We start from the raw sequence: 16341 nt of genomic DNA on the forward strand, positions 1-16341 counted from the left end.
AACCGGCCGCGTCCCCCGCCGCCCCGGACCGGGACGGCCGCCGCCCGCGTCGCCGCGGGCCGACCGCCCCGGTCCCGCCTCACAGCCGGGGGTCGACCGGCTCCGACTCGCAGGCCAGGACGGCGAAGACCAGCTCGTGCCGACGCCACAACGGAGCGCCGTCCGCCAGCGCGGCCAGGGCCGCCAGGCCGAGCGCGTGCTCGCGCAGGGCCAGCCCCCGCTTGCGCCCCAGCGACCGGCGGCGCAGCGCGGCCAACTGCTCCGGCTCGGTGTAACCGGGGCCGTAGATGATCCGCAGGTACTCCCGGCCCCGGCACTTGATGCCCGGCTGGAGCAGCGACCCCTTCGGCGACCGGGCGGCCGGCCCCGCGTACGGCTTGACGACCATGCCCTCCCCGCCGGCGGCGGTCAGCGCCAGCCACCAGTCGGTCGCGTCCGCCTCGGCCGCGGCGTCGGCCAGGTCGACGACCCGCCGTCGGGTGCCGGTGAACAGCTCCGGGTCGGCCGCGCACAACCGGTCGGCCAGGTCCAGGTGCCAGCCGTGGTCCCGCTCGACGTGGCTCGCCCCGGCCGAGGCGAGCACCGCGAACGGGGCGAGGGTCACCCCGGCCAGCCCGTCCGTCGGCCCCACGTACGCCCGGTACGCCGCCGAGTACGCCTCGACGTCCGCCCGGCGGGCCGCCATCCGCGCCCGCAGGTCGCCCACCGGAAGCCCCCGCCCGGCCGCCGCGTCCAGGGTGGCCAGCACCGCCGGCAGGGCCGCGCGACCCGCCGCGCCCACGCTCGCGTACTGATCGCGGATCAGCCCGCCCGCCTTCGCCGACCAGGGCAGCAGCTCGCAGTCGAGCAGCAGCCAGTCGGTGTCCAGCTCGGTCCAGAGCCCCGCCGTGCCGACCGCCGCCCGGACCCGGCCGAGCAGCTCGCCGTCCAGCGGCGGGCCGAAGAACGGCCGGCCCGTGCGGGTGTGCACCACCCCGCCGCCCGGCCCGAACGGGCCGCCCGCCGGGTCGCGGCAGACCAGCACCACGGCCCGCGAGCCCATGTGCTTCTCCTCGCACACCACCCGGTCGACGCCGACCGCCCGGTAGTCGGCGAACGCCTGCGCCGGGTGCTCCAGGAACCCGTCGGCCGTCGCCGTCGAGCAGGGCGCCATCGTCGGCGGTAGCCAGGTCAGCCAGCGCGGGTCCACGGCGAAGCGGCTCATCACCTCCAGCGCGGCGGCGGCGTTCTCCGCCGGCACGGTCAGCGTCCCGTACGCGTGCTCGACGTGCCGCCGCCCGGTCACGTCGCGCAGGTCCAGCACCGCGTCGGGGCGGGCCGGGGCGGGCGCGACCAGCGGGCGGACCGGGGCGTACCACTCCTTGACCGCCGGGACGGAGACCAGCTCCTTCTCCGGGTACCGCAGCGCCGTCAGCCTTCCGCCGAACACGCAGCCGGTGTCGACGCAGATCGTGTTGTTCACCCACTCCGGCGTCGGGGTGGGCGTGTGCCCGTACACGACCATGGCCGAGCCCCGGTAGTCGCGCGCCCACGGGTAGCGCACCGGCAGGCCGTACTCGTCGGTCTCGCCCGTGGTCTCCCCGTACAGCGCGAACGCGCGGACCCGGCCCGACGCGCGGCCGTGGTATTCCTCCTTGAGCCCGGCGTGCGCGACCACCAGCCGGCCGCCGTCGAGCACGAAGTGGCTGACCAGGCCGTCCACGAACGTCGCGACCTCGGCCACGAACGCCGGGTCCTCCCTGTCGAGCTGGGCCATCGTCTCGGCCAGACCGTGCGTGAGCCGCACGTCCCGGCCGCGCAGCCGGCGCAGCAGCTTCTGCTCGTGGTTGCCCGGCACGCAGATCGCGTGGCCGGCCGCCACCATGCCCATCACCAGGCGGAGCACGCCGGGGGAGTCCGGGCCGCGGTCCACCAGGTCACCCACGAAGACCGCGGTACGCCCGGCCGGGTGCGCCGCGTCCACCGGGCGGCCCGCGTCGTCGCGGCGCAGCACCCAGCCCAGCCGGAGCAGCAGCGCCTCCAGCTCCTCGCGGCAGCCGTGGACGTCGCCGACGACGTCGAACGGGCCGGTCAGCTCCCGCCGGTCGTTGAACAGCTTCGCGTAGCGGATCCGCGCCGCGTCGATCTCGTCGACGCCGCGCAGCACGTGCACCTTCCGGAAGCCCTCCCGGGCCAGCCGCCCGTACGACTGCCGCAGGTCCCGCTGCATCCGGGTCAGCACCTGCCGGCCGTGGGTGCGGTCGGCCCGCCCCTGCGTGCGCTCCCACGCCACCGCCTCCGGGACGTCCAGCACGATCGCCACCGGCAGCACGTCGTGCTCCCGGGCCACCCGCACCAGCCCGGCGCGGGCGTGCGGCTGGAGGTTGGTGGCGTCCACGACGGTGAGCAGGCCCCGCCGCAGCCGGATCCCCGCCACGTGGTGCAGGGCGTCGAACGCGTCGGCGGAGGCCGACTGGTCGTTCTCGTCGTCGGCGACCATGCCCCGGAACGCGTCGGAGGAGAGCACCTGGCTCGGCGCGAAGTGCCGCCGGGCGAAGGTGGACTTGCCGGAGCCGGAGACGCCGACCAGCGCCACCAGGGCCAGCTCGGGAATCTCGATCATCGGGCGGCCTCCCTCGTCGTCGGCTCGGCGGTCGTCCCCGGTCCGGCGTTCGTCCCCGGTCCGGCGTTCGTCCCAGGCCCGGCGGTCGTCGTCCCGGCGGTGCGGAACACGGCGAGCTGGGTGGGCGGGCCCACCTCCGGGTCGTCGTCGCCGACGCCCCGGACCTCCGCCGTGTAGCCGTACGTCGCCGCGACCCGGTCCACCCAGGCCGCGAACTCGGCCCGGGTCCACTCGAAACGGTGGTCGGCGTGCCGGAACCGGCCCGCGCCCAGCCCCTCGTAGCGGACGTTGTGCTCGACGTTCGGCGTGGTCACCACGACCGTCGCCGGCCGGGCGTGGCCGAACACGGCGTCCTCCAGCGCCGGCAGGCGCGGCGGGTCGACGTGCTCGATCACCTCCATCAGGACCGCCGCGTCGTAACCGCGCAGCCGGTCGTCCCGGTAGGTCAGGGCGGACTGCCACAGCCGGATCCGGTCCCGCTGCCGCTCCGGCAGCCGGTCCAGCCGCAGCCGGCGGGCCGCCAGCGTCAGCGCGTGGGCGGACACGTCGGTGCCGACGACCTCCGTGAACCGGCGGTCGCCCACCAGGGCGGACAGCAGCGCGCCGGGACCGCAGCCGAGGTCCAGCACCCGGGTCGCCCCGCTGGCCGCGAGCGCGCCGAGCACCGCCTCCCGGCGACGCAGCGCCAGCGCCGGCCGGCGCGGGACCTCCGCGCGCTCCTCCTCGGCCACGCTGTCGACCGGCGGCTCGTCGGCCAGCCGCTGCTCGGCGAGACGGGCCATCGCCTCCCCCGCCAGGGCGCGGCGGTGGGCCAGGTAGCGGCGGGTGATGGTGGCCCGCTCCGGGTGGTCGGCGAGCCAGCCCGCACCGGCCCGGAGCAGCTTGTCGATCTCGTCCGGGGCGACCCAGTAGTGCTTCGCGTCGTCGAGGACGGGCAGCAGCACGTACAGGTGGTTGAGGGCGTCGGCGAGCCGCAGCGTGCCGGTGAGCGTCAGGTCGACGTACCGGCTGTCGCCCCACTGCGGGTGCGTCTCGTCGAGCGGGATCGGGGCGGCCGTCACGGCCCAGCCCAGCGGGGCGAACACCCGGGCCGCCAGGTCGCCGCCGCCCCGGCAGCGCAGCACGGGGACCCGCACCTGGAGCGGGATCGGCGCGGCGGCCAGCTCCGGCCGGTCCCGGGACTCGCCGCGCAGGGCCGAGCGGAACACCTTGGCCAGCGCCGAGGCCAGCAGGCTCGACGCGGCGTACGGCCGGTCGTTGACGTACTGGCCGAGGGTGAAGGTGTCCGGGGTGGCCGCCTGCCGGCGGCCCCGGCCCTGCCCGCCGGCCAGCCGCAGCGGGTCGACGTCGACGATCAGGGCAGCCGTGCAGCGCTGCTCGTCGGCCTCGGGGTAGAGCACGTGCGCCGCGCCGACGGGCAGCTCGAAGGAGTGCATCCGGTCGGGATGCTTGACGAGCAGGTAGCCGAGGTCGGTGGCGGGGCGGTGCGTCGTGGTGAGGGTGAGCAGCACGGCCCCATGGTGTCAGGGGGCTCGATCTTGCGTCGTCCGCTTTTCGTCTGGTGCGGGGTTGCGGTGGGGCTCCCCGGAAACCCTTCCTGGTGCTGGCCGTCTCTGTCAGGCGACGAAGTGGGTGCGGCGGCGTCGGGCCACCAGGTAGCCGCCGATGCCGGCCACGAGCAGCAGGCCGCCGATGCCGGCGATCAGGCCGGTGGCGGAACCGGTGATCGGCAGCGAGCCGCCATCCCCGCCGCCGCTGCCGGCCGCGTTGACCACGAGCCAGGCCTTGTCGTTGGCCGGCTTGATGTCGTCCTGGAAGCTGCCGCCGGCGGGGCACTCGCACTCTGCGTTGACCTGCACGACGCCGCGGGCGTCCGGGACGACCTTGTCGATGCGCAGTCGGAACTCCAGGGTGTAGGTCTCGCCGACCACCAGGAGCATCTCCGAGCTGCACAGGTACGTGCGGGTGCTGCCGTATCGCAACCAGCAGTTGTCGGGGAACCCGACGGCGGTGGTGCCCGGCGGCAGCTCGACACCCGTGTGGGTGGCGGCCTCGTGGTCGTTGTTCACCCTGTCGAGGGTCGCCGGACCATTGTTCCGGAAGCCGACGGTGGCGGTGACGACCGCGCCGGCCTCGCCCTTCATCGTGTCGCCGATCGCCTGGAGGTCGGTGCCGTTCGTGCCGGAGACCCTGATGCTCCACGAGGTGTAGTTGTTGCCCGGTTCGGTGTCGGTCTGGGCGGCCCTCGCCGTCTTCGTCGGTGCGTCGGCCAGGGTCAGCTTCGGCCCGCCGCCGCGCGTGGTCGCCAGGGCGCCGGCGTCCTCGCGCTGGCCGAACAGGTCCTCGAAGTCCCCGTTCGTCATGAACACGGCGTTGCCGTACTGGTTGCTCGGCGCGTAGGTGTCCGTGCCGAGGTGGAAGTCGAGCGTGGTGGTGCGTCCCTCGCCCGCCGGGATCTCCTCGTCGAACTGACAGGCGATCAGGTGGTCCTCGGCGTAGCGGCAGTTGCTGAACCGGTCCCTGGTCCGGATCGAGTGGTCGAGGTCGAAGACTGCGACGACGCCCTCGACGGCCTTCGTGCCGACGTTGACCACGGTCAGCGGCGCCTCGAACTTCCCACCCGGCTTGGCGGCCAGCGTGCTGTCCGGCCCGCCGGCCAGGTCGACGCCCTCGCCGACCCGGAGCCCGGACGTGTAGCTGCCCCGATCCTTGCCGGCCACCTGGAGGCTGACCTTCAGGTCGCCGGCGTCGCCGGGCTCCGCCTTGTCGGTGACGACGATGCGCACCGGCTGGGTCCCCCCGCCGTAGATCTCGTCGACCGGGATGTCGGATTTCTCCGCGCAGACCAGGACGCCCGGCTCGGGCGCGGCGCACTCCGCGTTCCCCCCGCCACCGGTCAGGGTGACCCTGCCGGCCAGGGAGCGGTAGTCGTACCGCACCGTGACATCGGGCAGCACGGTCGAGCGGTCGGTGTAGATGCTCAGGCCGCGGGACGTGCCGGGCGAGTCCGGGGCCACGGTGGCGTCCTGGACGTAGAGACCGAGGTTGGCCGTGGGCGCGGCGAGGGCGGGGGTGGCGGAGGCGACGACGAGCACGCCTGCGACGCCGAGCCCGGCCAGGCAACGCCGGATCGGGGACATGAGCATGAAGGGTTCCTCCCCGTGGCAAACAGGTGGAGCCCGTGGAGCTTAGAGACCCTTCAAGGCGGCTGGTCAACCCCTTGCGTGGATCTCCGGCCGAATGGGCGGAACGGTTGGCCGGGTCAGTCGCAACGTTCCGCGGCCGTGACCCGGCTCAGCGGTAGTCGTCCTCGTCGCCGGCGACCACGCGGGCCTGTTCCATGGCGTCCCAGTCGCCGACCTCCAGGCCCCGGCTCGGCTCGCCCTCGCCGTCGGCCGGGTCGGTGGAGGTGGCCTGCTCCACGGCGTCGGCCGCCGGGGCCTCCGGGTCCCGCTCCTCCGGCGCGAGGTGGTCGCTCGGGGTGAAGTCCTCGTCGGGCTGACCCATCGTCCCTCCCTGATTCGGCGGAAAGCTACCCACACCGTACGGGCTGATCAGGGCCGCCGCTCGGCGGCGGGTGGCCGAGTCGGTGGATTCCCCCCTCCGGACCGGGCCGGCGGTGCCAGGATGGTGCCGTGGGCTTCCTGATCCGGCTGGCGATCACCGCGATCGCGTTGTGGATCACCACGTTGATCGTGCCCGGCGTCGAGGTGGGCGGGCGCACCGGTGGCAACACCGCACTGACCCTGGTGGCGGTGGCGTTGATCTTCGGCGTGGTCAACGCCGTGCTCAAGCCCGTGATCAAGGTGGTGGGCTGCGTCTTCTACCTGCTGACCCTGGGGCTGTTCGCGCTGGTGGTCAACGCACTGCTGTTCCTGTTGACCGACTGGATCGCCCGCCAGCTGGACCTGCCGTTCCGGGTGGAGGGTTTCTGGCCCGCCTTCTGGGGGGCCATCGTCATGGCGGTGGTGAGCTGGCTGATCAGCGTCGCGGTGCCCGACAGCCTGGCGGAACGGTGAGGCTCCGACCGTCGTCCCGGGCCCGGCGGGCGGCCCGCGGAAGGGCCGGCCCCGGGCCGGTTTCGCTCGTGGCCACCTCCTGCGGGATACTTCCGGCGGAGGACAGCGCGGTCCGGCGCACCCACGGAAGACAGCGGCCGGTGACGGCCGACAGCGGTAAGTAAGGAGCGTTCGACATGCCCATCGCTTCCCCCGAGGTCTACGCGGAGATGCTGGACCGCGCCAAGGCGGGCCGGTACGCGTACCCCGCGATCAACGTGACGTCCTCGCAGACGCTGAACGCGGCGCTCAAGGGCTTCGCCGACGCGGAGAGCGACGGCATCATCCAGGTCTCCACCGGCGGCGCGGAGTACCTCTCCGGTCCGTCCGTGAAGGACATGGTCACCGGCGCGGTGGCGTTCGCCGCCTACGCGCACGAGGTCGCCAAGAAGTACCCGGTCAACGTCGCGCTGCACACCGACCACTGCCCGAAGGACAAGCTGGACAAGTTCGTCCGGCCCCTGATGCAGATCTCCAAGGAGCGGGTCGCCGCCGGCCAGGAGCCGCTGTTCCAGTCGCACATGTGGGACGGCTCCGCCGTGCCCGTGGCGGAGAACCTGGAGATCGCCGCCGAGCTGCTCGACCGCGCCGCCGAGGCCAAGATCGTTTTGGAGATCGAGGTCGGCGTCGTCGGTGGCGAGGAGGACGGCGTCGAGAACGCCATCAACGACAAGCTCTACACCACCGTCGAGGACGGCCTGGCCATGGTCGAGGCGCTCGGCCTGGGCGAGAAGGGCCGCTACATGGCGGCGCTGACCTTCGGCAACGTGCACGGCGTCTACAAGCCGGGCAACGTGAAGCTCCGCCCGGAGATCCTGAACAACATCCAGGAGGCCGTCGCCGCCAAGTACGGCAAGGAGAAGCCGCTCAGCCTGGTCTTCCACGGCGGCTCCGGCTCGCTGCTGTCCGAGATCCGCGAGGCGCTGGACTACGGCGTGGTGAAGATGAACATCGACACCGACACCCAGTACGCCTTCACCCGGCCCGTCGCCGACCACATGTTCCGCAACTACGACGGCGTGCTGAAGATCGACGGCGAGGTCGGCAACAAGAAGCAGTACGACCCGCGCACCTGGGGCAAGCTCGCCGAGGCCGGGCTCGCCGCCCGCGTCGTCGAGGCCTGCGAGCACCTGCGTAGCACCGGCACCAAGCTCAAGTAAATGCAAGGAAGGGCCCCTTGTTATCGCCAAAGCGATAACAAGGGGCCCTTCCTTGCGCCTAGCCCGCCGTCAGGACGCGGACCGCCTCGTGCACGTCGTCGGTGAGGTGCACCGTGCCCGACAGGTCGCCGAACGGCGAGGCGGCCAGCAGCGGGCGCAGCAGCGACTCCACCGGCAGCTCCGCCGTCCAGTACGCCCGGTCGAGGAAGACGTACGCGCCGCTCGCCCCGTCCGTGCCGTAGTACGTCTTCGTCGCCGCCTGGAACACCTCCTGCACCGTGCCGGCCCGGCCCGGCGCGAAGACGATCCCGCCCCGGGCCAGCCGCAGGATCGTGTCCTCCCGGATGGCGTTCGAGAAGTACTTCGCGATCCGCCCCGCGAACAGGTTCGCCGGCTCGTGCCCGTACAGCCAGGTGGGGATGGCCAGCCCGCCGGCCCGCGCCCAGCCCAGGTCCAGGTTGAGGTCCGGGTCGCGCTGCCGGGGCACCGCCGGGGCGTACCGCACCCGGACCTCCAGGGCGGCGGACGTGTACCGGTCGTGGTCGGTGAAGTCCGGCGCGGTCGCGAGCAGGTCGATCGCCGCCGTCAGCTCCCCGGCCGGACGGGTCGACAGGTACGCGCCCAGGTTGGCCGCCTCCATCACGCCCGGCCCGCCGCCGGTCACCACCAGCCGGTCGGCCCGCGCCAGCTCCCAGCCCAGCACCGCGGCCATCCGGTACGGCACGCTGCCCCGGCGCACCGCGTGCCCGCCCATCACGCCCACCACGGACTGCGGCCCGTGCGTGGCCAGCCAGGCGCGGGTGGCGTCGACCAGCGCGTTGTCCACGCCGTGATCGTGCAGCCGCTGACCGAGCGCCTCCCTGACGTCCGGCAGCGCACCGCCGTGCGCCCGGAAGTGCTCGTACACCCGGGTGTCGTACATGCCGGCGAAGCCGCCCTCGGCGAACCCGGCGGCCAGGTCCTCTGGCGTGTAGAGGTGCGACGGCTGGGTCGGGTACGGCAGCCCGGAGAAGGGCGGCACCACGTTCGCGCCGCGCCGGACCAGGTCCGCGCCCACCTCGCGGGAGGCGAACCGGCAGCCGACGAAGAGGGTGCCCGTCACCTCCGTCCCGCTCAGGTCGGGGATCGGGTCCACGTCGAGGCGCAGGCCCTGCACGGTGAGCCCGGCCAGGCTTCCGCCGGCCAGCCGCTGTTCGAACGCGCTGCGGGTCTCGATCTCGGTGGCGCTGGTGTCGTGCGGGGAGATGACGTCCGCGGGAGGTGGGGTCGGCACGACGCCATCCTGCCCACCCCGGTCAACCCCGCAAACCATCGCGTACGCACAGGAGCCCGGTGGCGAGGCCACCGGGCTCCTGCTCCAACCGGGTCCTGGGGAGGCTCCGGACCAATAGTTGTAGTGGAAAACACCATCCGCCGGCATGGGCCGCAGGTCCGGCCCCGGGAACCGCAGGTCCGGCCGGGGCGGCCCGCAGGTCCGGCCATCGTGGACCGCAGGGTCGACACCACGACCACAGGCGTGACGAAAGCCTCAACCGTTCAGGTGGCCGGGTCTGCGGACCCCCTCGCGCGGCACAGAGCGAAGCGGGTTGAATGGGACGATGCAGAACCTGTTGCCTGAGCCGCCGGCCACCCTCCTGCCGGCCCACGACGAGGCCGACACCGCCTTGGCCGCCGCCAAGGAGGCCGGCACCGACGAGGCGTACGCCGAGGTCGCGGCCCGCTTCCCGACCTACAGTGCGGGCTGGGGTGCGCTCGCGAGCCGGGCCCTGGCCGACGGCCAGGTCGTCCCCGCGTACGCCTACGCCCGGACCGGATACCACCGGGGCCTCGACCAGTTGCGCCGCAGCGGCTGGAAGGGCCACGGCCCGGTGCCCTGGTCGCACGCGCCGAACCGGGGCTTCCTGCGCTGCCTCTACGTGCTCTCCCGGGCCGCCGGCGAGATCGGCGAGGCGGACGAGGCCGCGCGCTGCGCCCAGTTCCTGCGCGACTGCGACCCGGCCGCCGGGGACGCCCTGGCCAGCGCCTGACCTCTCCCGAGCAGGTGCGGCGGCCGGTCCGACACCCATCGGACCGGCCGCCGCGCTGGCCAGGGCCGCCGCGCCGGTCGGAACCGGGTGCCGGTCAGAGGCCCTCGGCCACCGATGCGGCGATCTTCAGCCAGGCGTCGCGGGTGGCCGACGAGAGCTGCCCGTACCGGATCGGCTCCCCGGTGTCGATCAACCGCTCGTACGGGGCGAGCAGCACCGCCCGGGTCCGGGCCGCGAAGTGCTCCTGGATGGCGGGCAGGTCGATCTCCTTGCGCGACGGCGGCATGGACACCACCGTCACCGCCTGCCGGACCAGCCGGTGCCGGCCGCTCTGCTCCAGGTGGTCGAGCATCCGGGCGGCCGTCTCCGCCGAGTCGTTACGGGCCGACATGGTCACCACGAGCTGGTCGGTGGCGTCCATCGCGGCCTGCCAGTTCTGCGCCCGGACGTTGTTTCCGGTGTCCACGAAGATCAGCTTGTAGAACCGGCTGACCACCTCCCGGATCTCGGCGAACGCCGACGCGGTGAGCATCTCCCCGCCGGTGGCCGACTCGTCCGAGGCGAGCACGTCGAACATGCCCTCGCCCTGCGAGCGGACGTACTGCGACAGGTCGCCGACCCGCCCGTGCGCGCCCTGGAACTGGCCGAGATCACGCAGCATGTCGCGCACCGTGCGGGAGTGGAAGTCCTGCTGGGCGCGCATCCCCAGGGTGCCCTGAGTCTCGTTGTTGTCCCAGGCCAGCACGTACCCGCCGCGCTTCTGGCCGAAGGTCATGGCGAGCAGCAGGATGGCCACGGTCTTGCCCGCGCCGCCCTTCGGGTTGACCACGGTCACCTGGCGCAGCCCACCGAAGTTGCGGCGCACCATCTCGATGTCGCGGCGCATCTCCTGCTCGTGCCGCCCCGGCGCGAGCTTGATCAGCCCCGTCTTGTTCACCACCGCCCGTACGCCCATCGTGGCCACCGGGTCGGCCGGGCGCACCTGTCGGCGGCGGGCGAAGTCCTCGGCGGTCGGCGCGACCCCGGTGTCCGGCGTCCACGCCGGCTCCGGGTACCCCGGCGGCACCCGGGTCACCCCGTCGGCCTCCCGGTACGGCGGCTGCGGCACCGGTGCCACCGGCTGTCGGGCCGTCGCGGGCTGCTGCGGCGTCGGCTGCGGGGGCCAGCCCGGCGGGTACCACCCCGTCGTGGCCGGCTGCCCGATCCCGGGTTGCCCCGCAACCGGGTGGGCCTGGTCGGGGTGCCCCTGGCCGGGCCGCCTCGGGCCGGGCGGGGCTGCGTCGGGCCGGGCCGGGCCGGGCGGCTGCTGCTGCGGCCCGGGACCCCACCCCGCCGACGCCTCGCCGGCCGTGGCCGGATAGCCCTCCGCGTACGGCTCGACCGGCCCGGCGACGGCCGGCGGGTACGGGCTGGGGGCCAACGGCCCGGGCGGGTTCATCACCGGCGGGAACGGCCCGGGCGGCTGCGGCGGCGCTGCCTCGACCGGGCGCGGCATCTCGTCGGCCGGCTGCGGCGGCACCGCCTCGACCGGGCGCGGCACCCCGTCGGCAGGACCCGGCGGTGCGGGACGGGCCGCGGTCTCGGTCGGCTGCGGCGGTGCCGGGCGCGCCTCCGCCCCGGTCGCCCGCGACGGTGCGGGCCGCTGCGGCGGCAGCGCCCACGGCGACTCGGCCACCCGCCCCCCGCCCGGCCCCTCCGCGCCGCCGGCCGCACCGTTGCTGTTCGTGGCGGTGGCCCCGGCCGCCGGCACGCCCGGTGCCGCCATCGGCCCGACCGCCGTCACGCCCGGTGCCACCGGGACCGGCCCGGCGGCCGTCGTCCCGTCGGTGGCGGGAGGACCCGCGGCGGCCGTGGGCTGCTCCGACAGCGCGGCGTCGTCCGGCGGCCCGCCCAAGTCGCCCGGGAGCGGGCCCGGCACTGCCTGCGGGTCCAGGGTGAAGGGCAGGTGCAGGTCGACCGGGCCGGGCGTCGGCTGCCCCGCCCGGGGAGCCGGCACCCCGCCCACGGCGGGCGGTGCCCAGGCCGTCTCCGCCGGCACCGGCGCATGACCGTCCGTGCCGGGCGCGGCCCAGGCGTCGGGCCTGTCCATGCCGTGTGCCGTCCAGGCGTCGCGCCCGTCCGTGCCGGGTGCGGCCCAGGTGTCGGGCCTGTCCATGCCGTGTGCCGTCCAGGCGTCCGGCCCCGGCCCCGGCCCCGGCCCGCCCTGCTCCGGGCCCGTCGCCGCGAACCCCTCGCCCGGCGACCCGACTCCCTGGTAGGAGGGCGGCGCGTAGGCGCCCGGCGTGGCCCCCAGCGACGGGTAGACGTCGGAGGCGACGAACGACGGCTCGGCCTCCTCCCGGTACGGCACGGGACCCGCCGCGGTTGTCGTGGCCCACGCCGGAGCGGAGCCGGCCCGTCCGGGGTCGGTCGCTTCCGGCGGCCAGAGCGGCTCGATGTCCCGCTCCGGCACCGGCTGCTGGCCGGGCACGTGGACCCGGTCGGCGTTGTCGTCCACGCGGTTCCTCCCAATTCCTCCTGCCGAGGATAGGCCCCGGAGCCGAGCCGCCAGGATCGACGCCGGTCTCCGCCGGCGTACCCGGTGTGGTGCCGACGGCCGACCCGGAGGCGCGCCGGGTCAGGCCGTGTAGACCGCCCAGGCGGCGGGCTCGACCCACCAGGACCGCTTCCGGCTCAGTTCGCCCTCGACCCCGTCGTCGAGGTACGGCACCCGCTCGTCACGCGGCACGACGGCCACCGCGCGCCCCCGCGCGCGGCGTACCTCGAACCGCACCCGTTTCCTACCCAACGTCGAGCGGGTCACCACGGGAACGGCCACCGCCACCTCGACCAGCCCGTCGGTCGGGTCGCCGGCGGTGAGCAGCGGCAGCTCGTCGAGCCGGGCGTACCCGGCCGCGTTGCCGATCGCGCAGGCCAGCAGCGGGTCGTCGCCGGCCGAGAGCACGGCGTCGTCCACCTCGACGCGTCCCCGCCAGTGCAGCGGCCGGCCGGCGTCGTCGGCGGCGCCGATCAGCGCGCCGTCCAGGGTCACCGAGCCGCCGTCGTTGCGCAGCAGGTCCAGCCGCCGGACGGTGCCGTCCAGCACCGCGGCGGCCACCCCCGCCGGGTCGCGCGGCAGGCCGAGCTGCGCGGCCAGGTCACGCTGCCCGCCGGCCCGGGCCGGGTCGAGCGGGAGCACGCCCACCGGCGGCAGGTCCGGCACCGTGCGGTTGCCGGGCAGGTCGGCCGGGCGGCGGCTGGGCGGTGGGGCGTACCGCCGGACGAGCCGGCGCACGACGGCGCGCAACTGGCCGTCGCTGGCCGTGGCGACGACCAGCCGGGTCTTCGAGTCCGGGTCGGGCCAGGTGAGCCCGTCGGGCCGGGGCGGGCCGTCGAGCCGGGCGAGCACCTCGTCGATCTCCGCGTCCGAGCGGGCGGTGACCGCCTCCACCCGGGCGCCCCGGGCGGTCAGGGCGTCCGCGCAGGCCAGCACCGGCACCCGGGGGGTCTCGCAGTGCTGTCCGGCGGGGGCGTGACCGTCGTCACCGGTCGCCCGGCCGCCGGTCGTCGCGTCACCGCCGTCGCCGTCGCCGCAGCAGGCTCCGCCGCTGCCGCAGGCCCCGCCGGGAGCGTCCCGCCCCGAGCCGAGGGTGAGCAGCACCACGTCGTACACGAAGGAGCCTCCTGCCTGTCGACGAACCCCTGCCGGTCCCGCCGTGACCTCTTGTTAGCCTGACACCCCGGGCTCGCTTACCGGTCGCCACCTGGCACCCGAGCCTTCTGGAGGCGGAGAAGATGCCAGCGATCGTGCTCATCGGCGCTCAGTGGGGCGACGAGGGCAAGGGCAAGGTTACCGACCTGCTGGGTGAGCGGGTCGACTACGTCGTGCGCTACTCCGGCGGCAACAACGCCGGCCACACGGTGATCACCCCGGACGGGCAGAAGTACGCGCTGCACCTGATGCCGTCGGGCGCGCTCTCGCCGAGCGCGATGATCATCATCGGCAACGGCGTGGTGGTCGACCCGAAGGTGCTGCTCACCGAGATCGACGGCCTCGCCGAGCGCGGCGTGGACGTCTCCCGGCTGCGCATCTCCGGCGACGCGCACCTGATCATGCCGCACCACCGGGCCCTGGACCGGGTGGTCGAGCGCTACCTGGGCAGCGCCCGGATCGGCACCACCGGCCGGGGCATCGGCCCGGCGTACGGCGACAAGGTCGCCCGGATGGGCATCCGGCTCCAGGACCTGCTCGACCCGGGCATCCTGCGCAAGAAGCTGGAACTCGCCCTGCGCGAGAAGAACCAGATCCTGTTCAAGGTCTACAACCGCAAGGCGATCGACGTCGACGCGACCGTCGAGGAATACCTGGCGTACGCCGAGCGGCTCAAGCCGTACATCGCCGAGACCCGGGTGATGCTCTGGGACGCCCTGGACCGGGGCGAGACGGTGCTGCTGGAGGGCGCCCAGGCCACGATGCTCGACATGGACCACGGCACGTACCCCTTCGTGACCTCGTCGAACCCGACGGCGGGCGGGGCGTGCGTGGGCGCGGGCATCCCGCCGACCGCGATCAACAAGGTCATCGCGGTGAGCAAGGCGTACACGACGCGGGTGGGCTCCGGCCCGTTCCCCACCGAGCTGTTCGACGACAACGGGCAGCACCTGCGCAAGGTCGGCCACGAGTACGGCACGACCACCGGCCGGGAGCGCCGCTGCGGCTGGTTCGACGCCGTCGTCGCCCGGTACGCCTGCCGCCTCAACGGCGTCACCGACCTGGTGATCACCAAGCTGGACGTGCTCACCGGCCTGCCGAAGGTCCCGCTCTGCGTCGGCTACGAGATCAACGGCGAGCGCTTCGACGACATGCCGATGACGCAGACCGACTTCCACCACGCGACTCCGATCTACGAGGAGCACGACGGCTGGTGGGAGGACATCACCAAGGCGCGGACCGAGGACGAGCTGCCGGAGAACGCGCGCCGCTACATCGCGCGCATCGAGGAGCTCTGCGGCACCCGCGTCAGCGTGGTGGGCGTGGGCCCGGGCCGCGAGGAGAACGTCACCCGCCACCCCCTCCTCCCCTGACCACCCTCCCCTGACCACCCTCCCCTGACCACCCTCCCCGGGCCCGCCCGGGACCCCTCGTTGGTGATCAAGAGAAAAGCGTCACCGTTGATCTCTGCGGTGACGCATTTCTCTTGATCACCGAGTGGTGGGCGTCGATATTCACAGGGTTGTCCACAGGGGTCGAGGGGTTGGGGGTGGGCAGGGCAAGGTTGGGCGGTGACGCCGTTCGAACTCATCCACCAGGTCGCCGCCCAGCAGGACGGCATGATCACCCTCGCCCAAGCGCAGGCGGCCGGCCTGAGCAGGGACCAGATCCGGCAGCTCTGGCGGTCCGGCCGGTGGACGCGACTGGCCCGTGGCTGCTTCGCCCCCGCTGGCGGCCTGGGCGGTCCTGCTTTCGGCCCGAGCAGCCCGAGCGGCCCGAGCAGCCCGAGCGGTCCTGCTTTCGGCCCGAGCAGACTGAGCGGCCTGAACGGCCCGGTCAGCCTGGGCGATTCGGGTGGTTTGGGTGTCGGCCCGGGCGGTCCGGTGCCGACCCGGGCCCGGGTCCGTGCTGCGGTGGCCAGTCTCGGGCCGGGGGCCTTCGCGGTGCTCGACACGGCACTGGAGCTGCACGGCATCGCCGGCCTGCGCCGCAGCTCCACCGTCCACGTCTCCGTGCCGGTGGACCGTCCCCGCCCGCAGCGGAACAGCGATCCGGCCCTGACGGTGCACCAGCTCACCACGGCTCCGGGTGACATCGTCCGGGTGGCCGGCATTCCCGTGACCTCTGTCCTGCGTAGCGTGACCGACGTGATCCTCCGGCAGGACCGGTACCCGGCCGTGTCCGTGCTCGACTCGGCACTGAACCGAGGGCTTCTCACCCCGGACGACCTGTTCACGGCAGGGGCGCTCATCCGGGGGCGACGTGGTGCCGTTGCCGCTCGGGGGTACCTGCGCGAGGCGGACGGTCGAGCGCAGTCACCGTTGGAGACCCGGTCCCGGCTGAGGTGCGCCGACGGCGGCGTCCCCCCGGACACGCTGCAACTCCAGGTACGCGACAGGGACGGTCACCTCCTCGGCATCGGTGACCTGGGCTGGCGCGCCGCGCGGCTGATCGCCGAAGCCGACGGGGTCGGCCCGCACAGCTCGCCGGAGGCGCTCCTGACCGACCGCAGAAGGCAGAACCGCCTGGTCAACGCGGGGTGGCGAGTGCTCCGGTTCACCTGGTCCGACACCCTGAACCCGGACTACATCCCTTGGGAGGTCCGCCAGGCCCTATCCACCCCCCACTGACCCACCCCCACCCGCCTCCCGTCGGTGATCAAGAGAAATCGGTCACGTCGAAGATCAAACTTGACGCAAACCTCTTGATCACCGGAGAGGGGGCGGGGGCGGGGAGGGGGAGAGGGGGAGGGGGCGGGGAGGGGAGAGGGTGGGGACAGGGTGGGGTGGGTAGAGTCCGTGGG

At 74.1% G+C, this 16341-nt stretch carries 12 protein-coding genes; 5 read left to right on the forward strand and 7 right to left on the reverse strand.

The window, feature by feature from the left end:
• Nucleotides 1-79 precede the first annotated feature (79 nt).
• The 4 genes from O7628_RS12975 to O7628_RS12990 form a co-directional block, all read right to left on the reverse strand.
• Nucleotides 80-2602 carry a polynucleotide kinase-phosphatase gene (locus O7628_RS12975; RefSeq protein ID WP_278130601.1) on the reverse strand — a complete coding sequence of 841 codons (2523 nt, stop codon included), beginning with the start codon at nucleotides 2600-2602 and terminating at the stop codon, nucleotides 80-82.
• Nucleotides 2599-4113 (reverse strand): 3' terminal RNA ribose 2'-O-methyltransferase Hen1, encoded by a 1515-nt coding sequence (locus tag O7628_RS12980; RefSeq protein ID WP_278130602.1) that lies wholly within the window; start codon nucleotides 4111-4113, stop codon nucleotides 2599-2601. The genes O7628_RS12975 and O7628_RS12980 overlap by 4 nt, the downstream gene beginning before the upstream one ends.
• Before the next feature lie 105 nt (nucleotides 4114-4218).
• Complete coding sequence (locus O7628_RS12985; protein ID WP_278130603.1) at nucleotides 4219-5748, reverse strand: LPXTG cell wall anchor domain-containing protein; 1530 nt, start codon at nucleotides 5746-5748, stop codon at nucleotides 4219-4221.
• A gap of 148 nt (nucleotides 5749-5896) precedes the next feature.
• The gene (locus O7628_RS12990) at nucleotides 5897-6109 is read right to left on the reverse strand and encodes a hypothetical protein (protein WP_178062806.1); all 213 of its coding nucleotides are present in this window, start codon (nucleotides 6107-6109) and stop codon (nucleotides 5897-5899) included.
• A gap of 128 nt (nucleotides 6110-6237) precedes the next feature.
• Here O7628_RS12990 and O7628_RS12995 point away from each other — a divergent pair, with 128 nt between their 5' ends.
• Both O7628_RS12995 and fbaA read left to right on the forward strand, forming a co-directional pair.
• A complete protein-coding gene (locus tag O7628_RS12995; RefSeq protein ID WP_278130604.1) occupies nucleotides 6238-6621 on the forward strand; it encodes a phage holin family protein in 384 nt (127 codons plus the stop codon).
• A 176-nt stretch (nucleotides 6622-6797) separates the two neighbouring features.
• On the forward strand, nucleotides 6798-7820 hold the full coding sequence (gene fbaA, locus O7628_RS13000) for a class II fructose-bisphosphate aldolase (RefSeq protein ID WP_007073962.1): 1023 nt from the start codon (nucleotides 6798-6800) through the stop codon (nucleotides 7818-7820).
• Between the two features lie 58 nt (nucleotides 7821-7878).
• On the opposite strand, the gene O7628_RS13005 is transcribed toward fbaA, so the two are convergent.
• On the reverse strand, nucleotides 7879-9093 hold the full coding sequence (locus O7628_RS13005; protein ID WP_278130607.1) for a hypothetical protein: 1215 nt from the start codon (nucleotides 9091-9093) through the stop codon (nucleotides 7879-7881).
• A gap of 325 nt (nucleotides 9094-9418) precedes the next feature.
• On the opposite strand from O7628_RS13005, the gene O7628_RS13010 reads away from it, so the two are divergent.
• The gene (locus tag O7628_RS13010) at nucleotides 9419-9847 is read left to right on the forward strand and encodes a DUF3151 domain-containing protein (RefSeq protein ID WP_043961161.1); all 429 of its coding nucleotides are present in this window, start codon (nucleotides 9419-9421) and stop codon (nucleotides 9845-9847) included.
• A gap of 94 nt (nucleotides 9848-9941) precedes the next feature.
• Here the strand turns inward: O7628_RS13010 and O7628_RS13015 are convergent, their stop codons facing one another.
• Together O7628_RS13015 and O7628_RS13020 are read right to left on the reverse strand one after the other, a co-directional pair.
• Entirely contained in the window at nucleotides 9942-11936 is a 1995-nt protein-coding gene (locus O7628_RS13015; RefSeq protein WP_347405233.1) for a chromosome partitioning protein, read from the reverse strand.
• Between the two features lie 528 nt (nucleotides 11937-12464).
• Nucleotides 12465-13499 (reverse strand): hypothetical protein, encoded by a 1035-nt coding sequence (locus tag O7628_RS13020; RefSeq protein ID WP_278130611.1) that lies wholly within the window; start codon nucleotides 13497-13499, stop codon nucleotides 12465-12467.
• A gap of 122 nt (nucleotides 13500-13621) precedes the next feature.
• Here O7628_RS13020 and O7628_RS13025 point away from each other — a divergent pair, with 122 nt between their 5' ends.
• Both O7628_RS13025 and O7628_RS13030 read left to right on the forward strand, forming a co-directional pair.
• Entirely contained in the window at nucleotides 13622-14911 is a 1290-nt protein-coding gene (locus O7628_RS13025; protein ID WP_043961166.1) for an adenylosuccinate synthase, read from the forward strand.
• A gap of 198 nt (nucleotides 14912-15109) precedes the next feature.
• On the forward strand, nucleotides 15110-16168 hold the full coding sequence (locus O7628_RS13030) for a type IV toxin-antitoxin system AbiEi family antitoxin domain-containing protein (protein ID WP_278130612.1): 1059 nt from the start codon (nucleotides 15110-15112) through the stop codon (nucleotides 16166-16168).
• The last annotated feature ends 173 nt before the right edge of the window (nucleotides 16169-16341 follow it).

The sequence above is a fragment of the Micromonospora sp. WMMD956 genome, assembly GCF_029626125.1.
GTDB lineage: Bacteria > Actinomycetota > Actinomycetes > Mycobacteriales > Micromonosporaceae > Micromonospora > Micromonospora carbonacea.

What these genes read in the sequence shown, in the direction of transcription:
- O7628_RS12975 (WP_278130601.1), bottom strand. Translation starts at nt 2,602, where the DNA reads ATGATCGAGATTCCCGAGCTGGCCCTGGTGGCGCTGGTCGGCGTCTCC.
- O7628_RS12985 (WP_278130603.1), bottom strand. Translation starts at nt 5,748, where the DNA reads ATGCTCATGTCCCCGATCCGGCGTTGCCTGGCCGGGCTCGGCGTCGCA.
- O7628_RS12990 (WP_178062806.1), bottom strand. Translation starts at nt 6,109, where the DNA reads ATGGGTCAGCCCGACGAGGACTTCACCCCGAGCGACCACCTCGCGCCG.
- fbaA (WP_007073962.1), top strand. Translation starts at nt 6,798, where the DNA reads ATGCCCATCGCTTCCCCCGAGGTCTACGCGGAGATGCTGGACCGCGCC.
- O7628_RS13010 (WP_043961161.1), top strand. Translation starts at nt 9,419, where the DNA reads ATGCAGAACCTGTTGCCTGAGCCGCCGGCCACCCTCCTGCCGGCCCAC.
- O7628_RS13015 (WP_347405233.1), bottom strand. Translation starts at nt 11,936, where the DNA reads ATGGACAGGCCCGACGCCTGGGCCGCGCCCGGCACGGACGGTCATGCG.
- O7628_RS13025 (WP_043961166.1), top strand. Translation starts at nt 13,622, where the DNA reads ATGCCAGCGATCGTGCTCATCGGCGCTCAGTGGGGCGACGAGGGCAAG.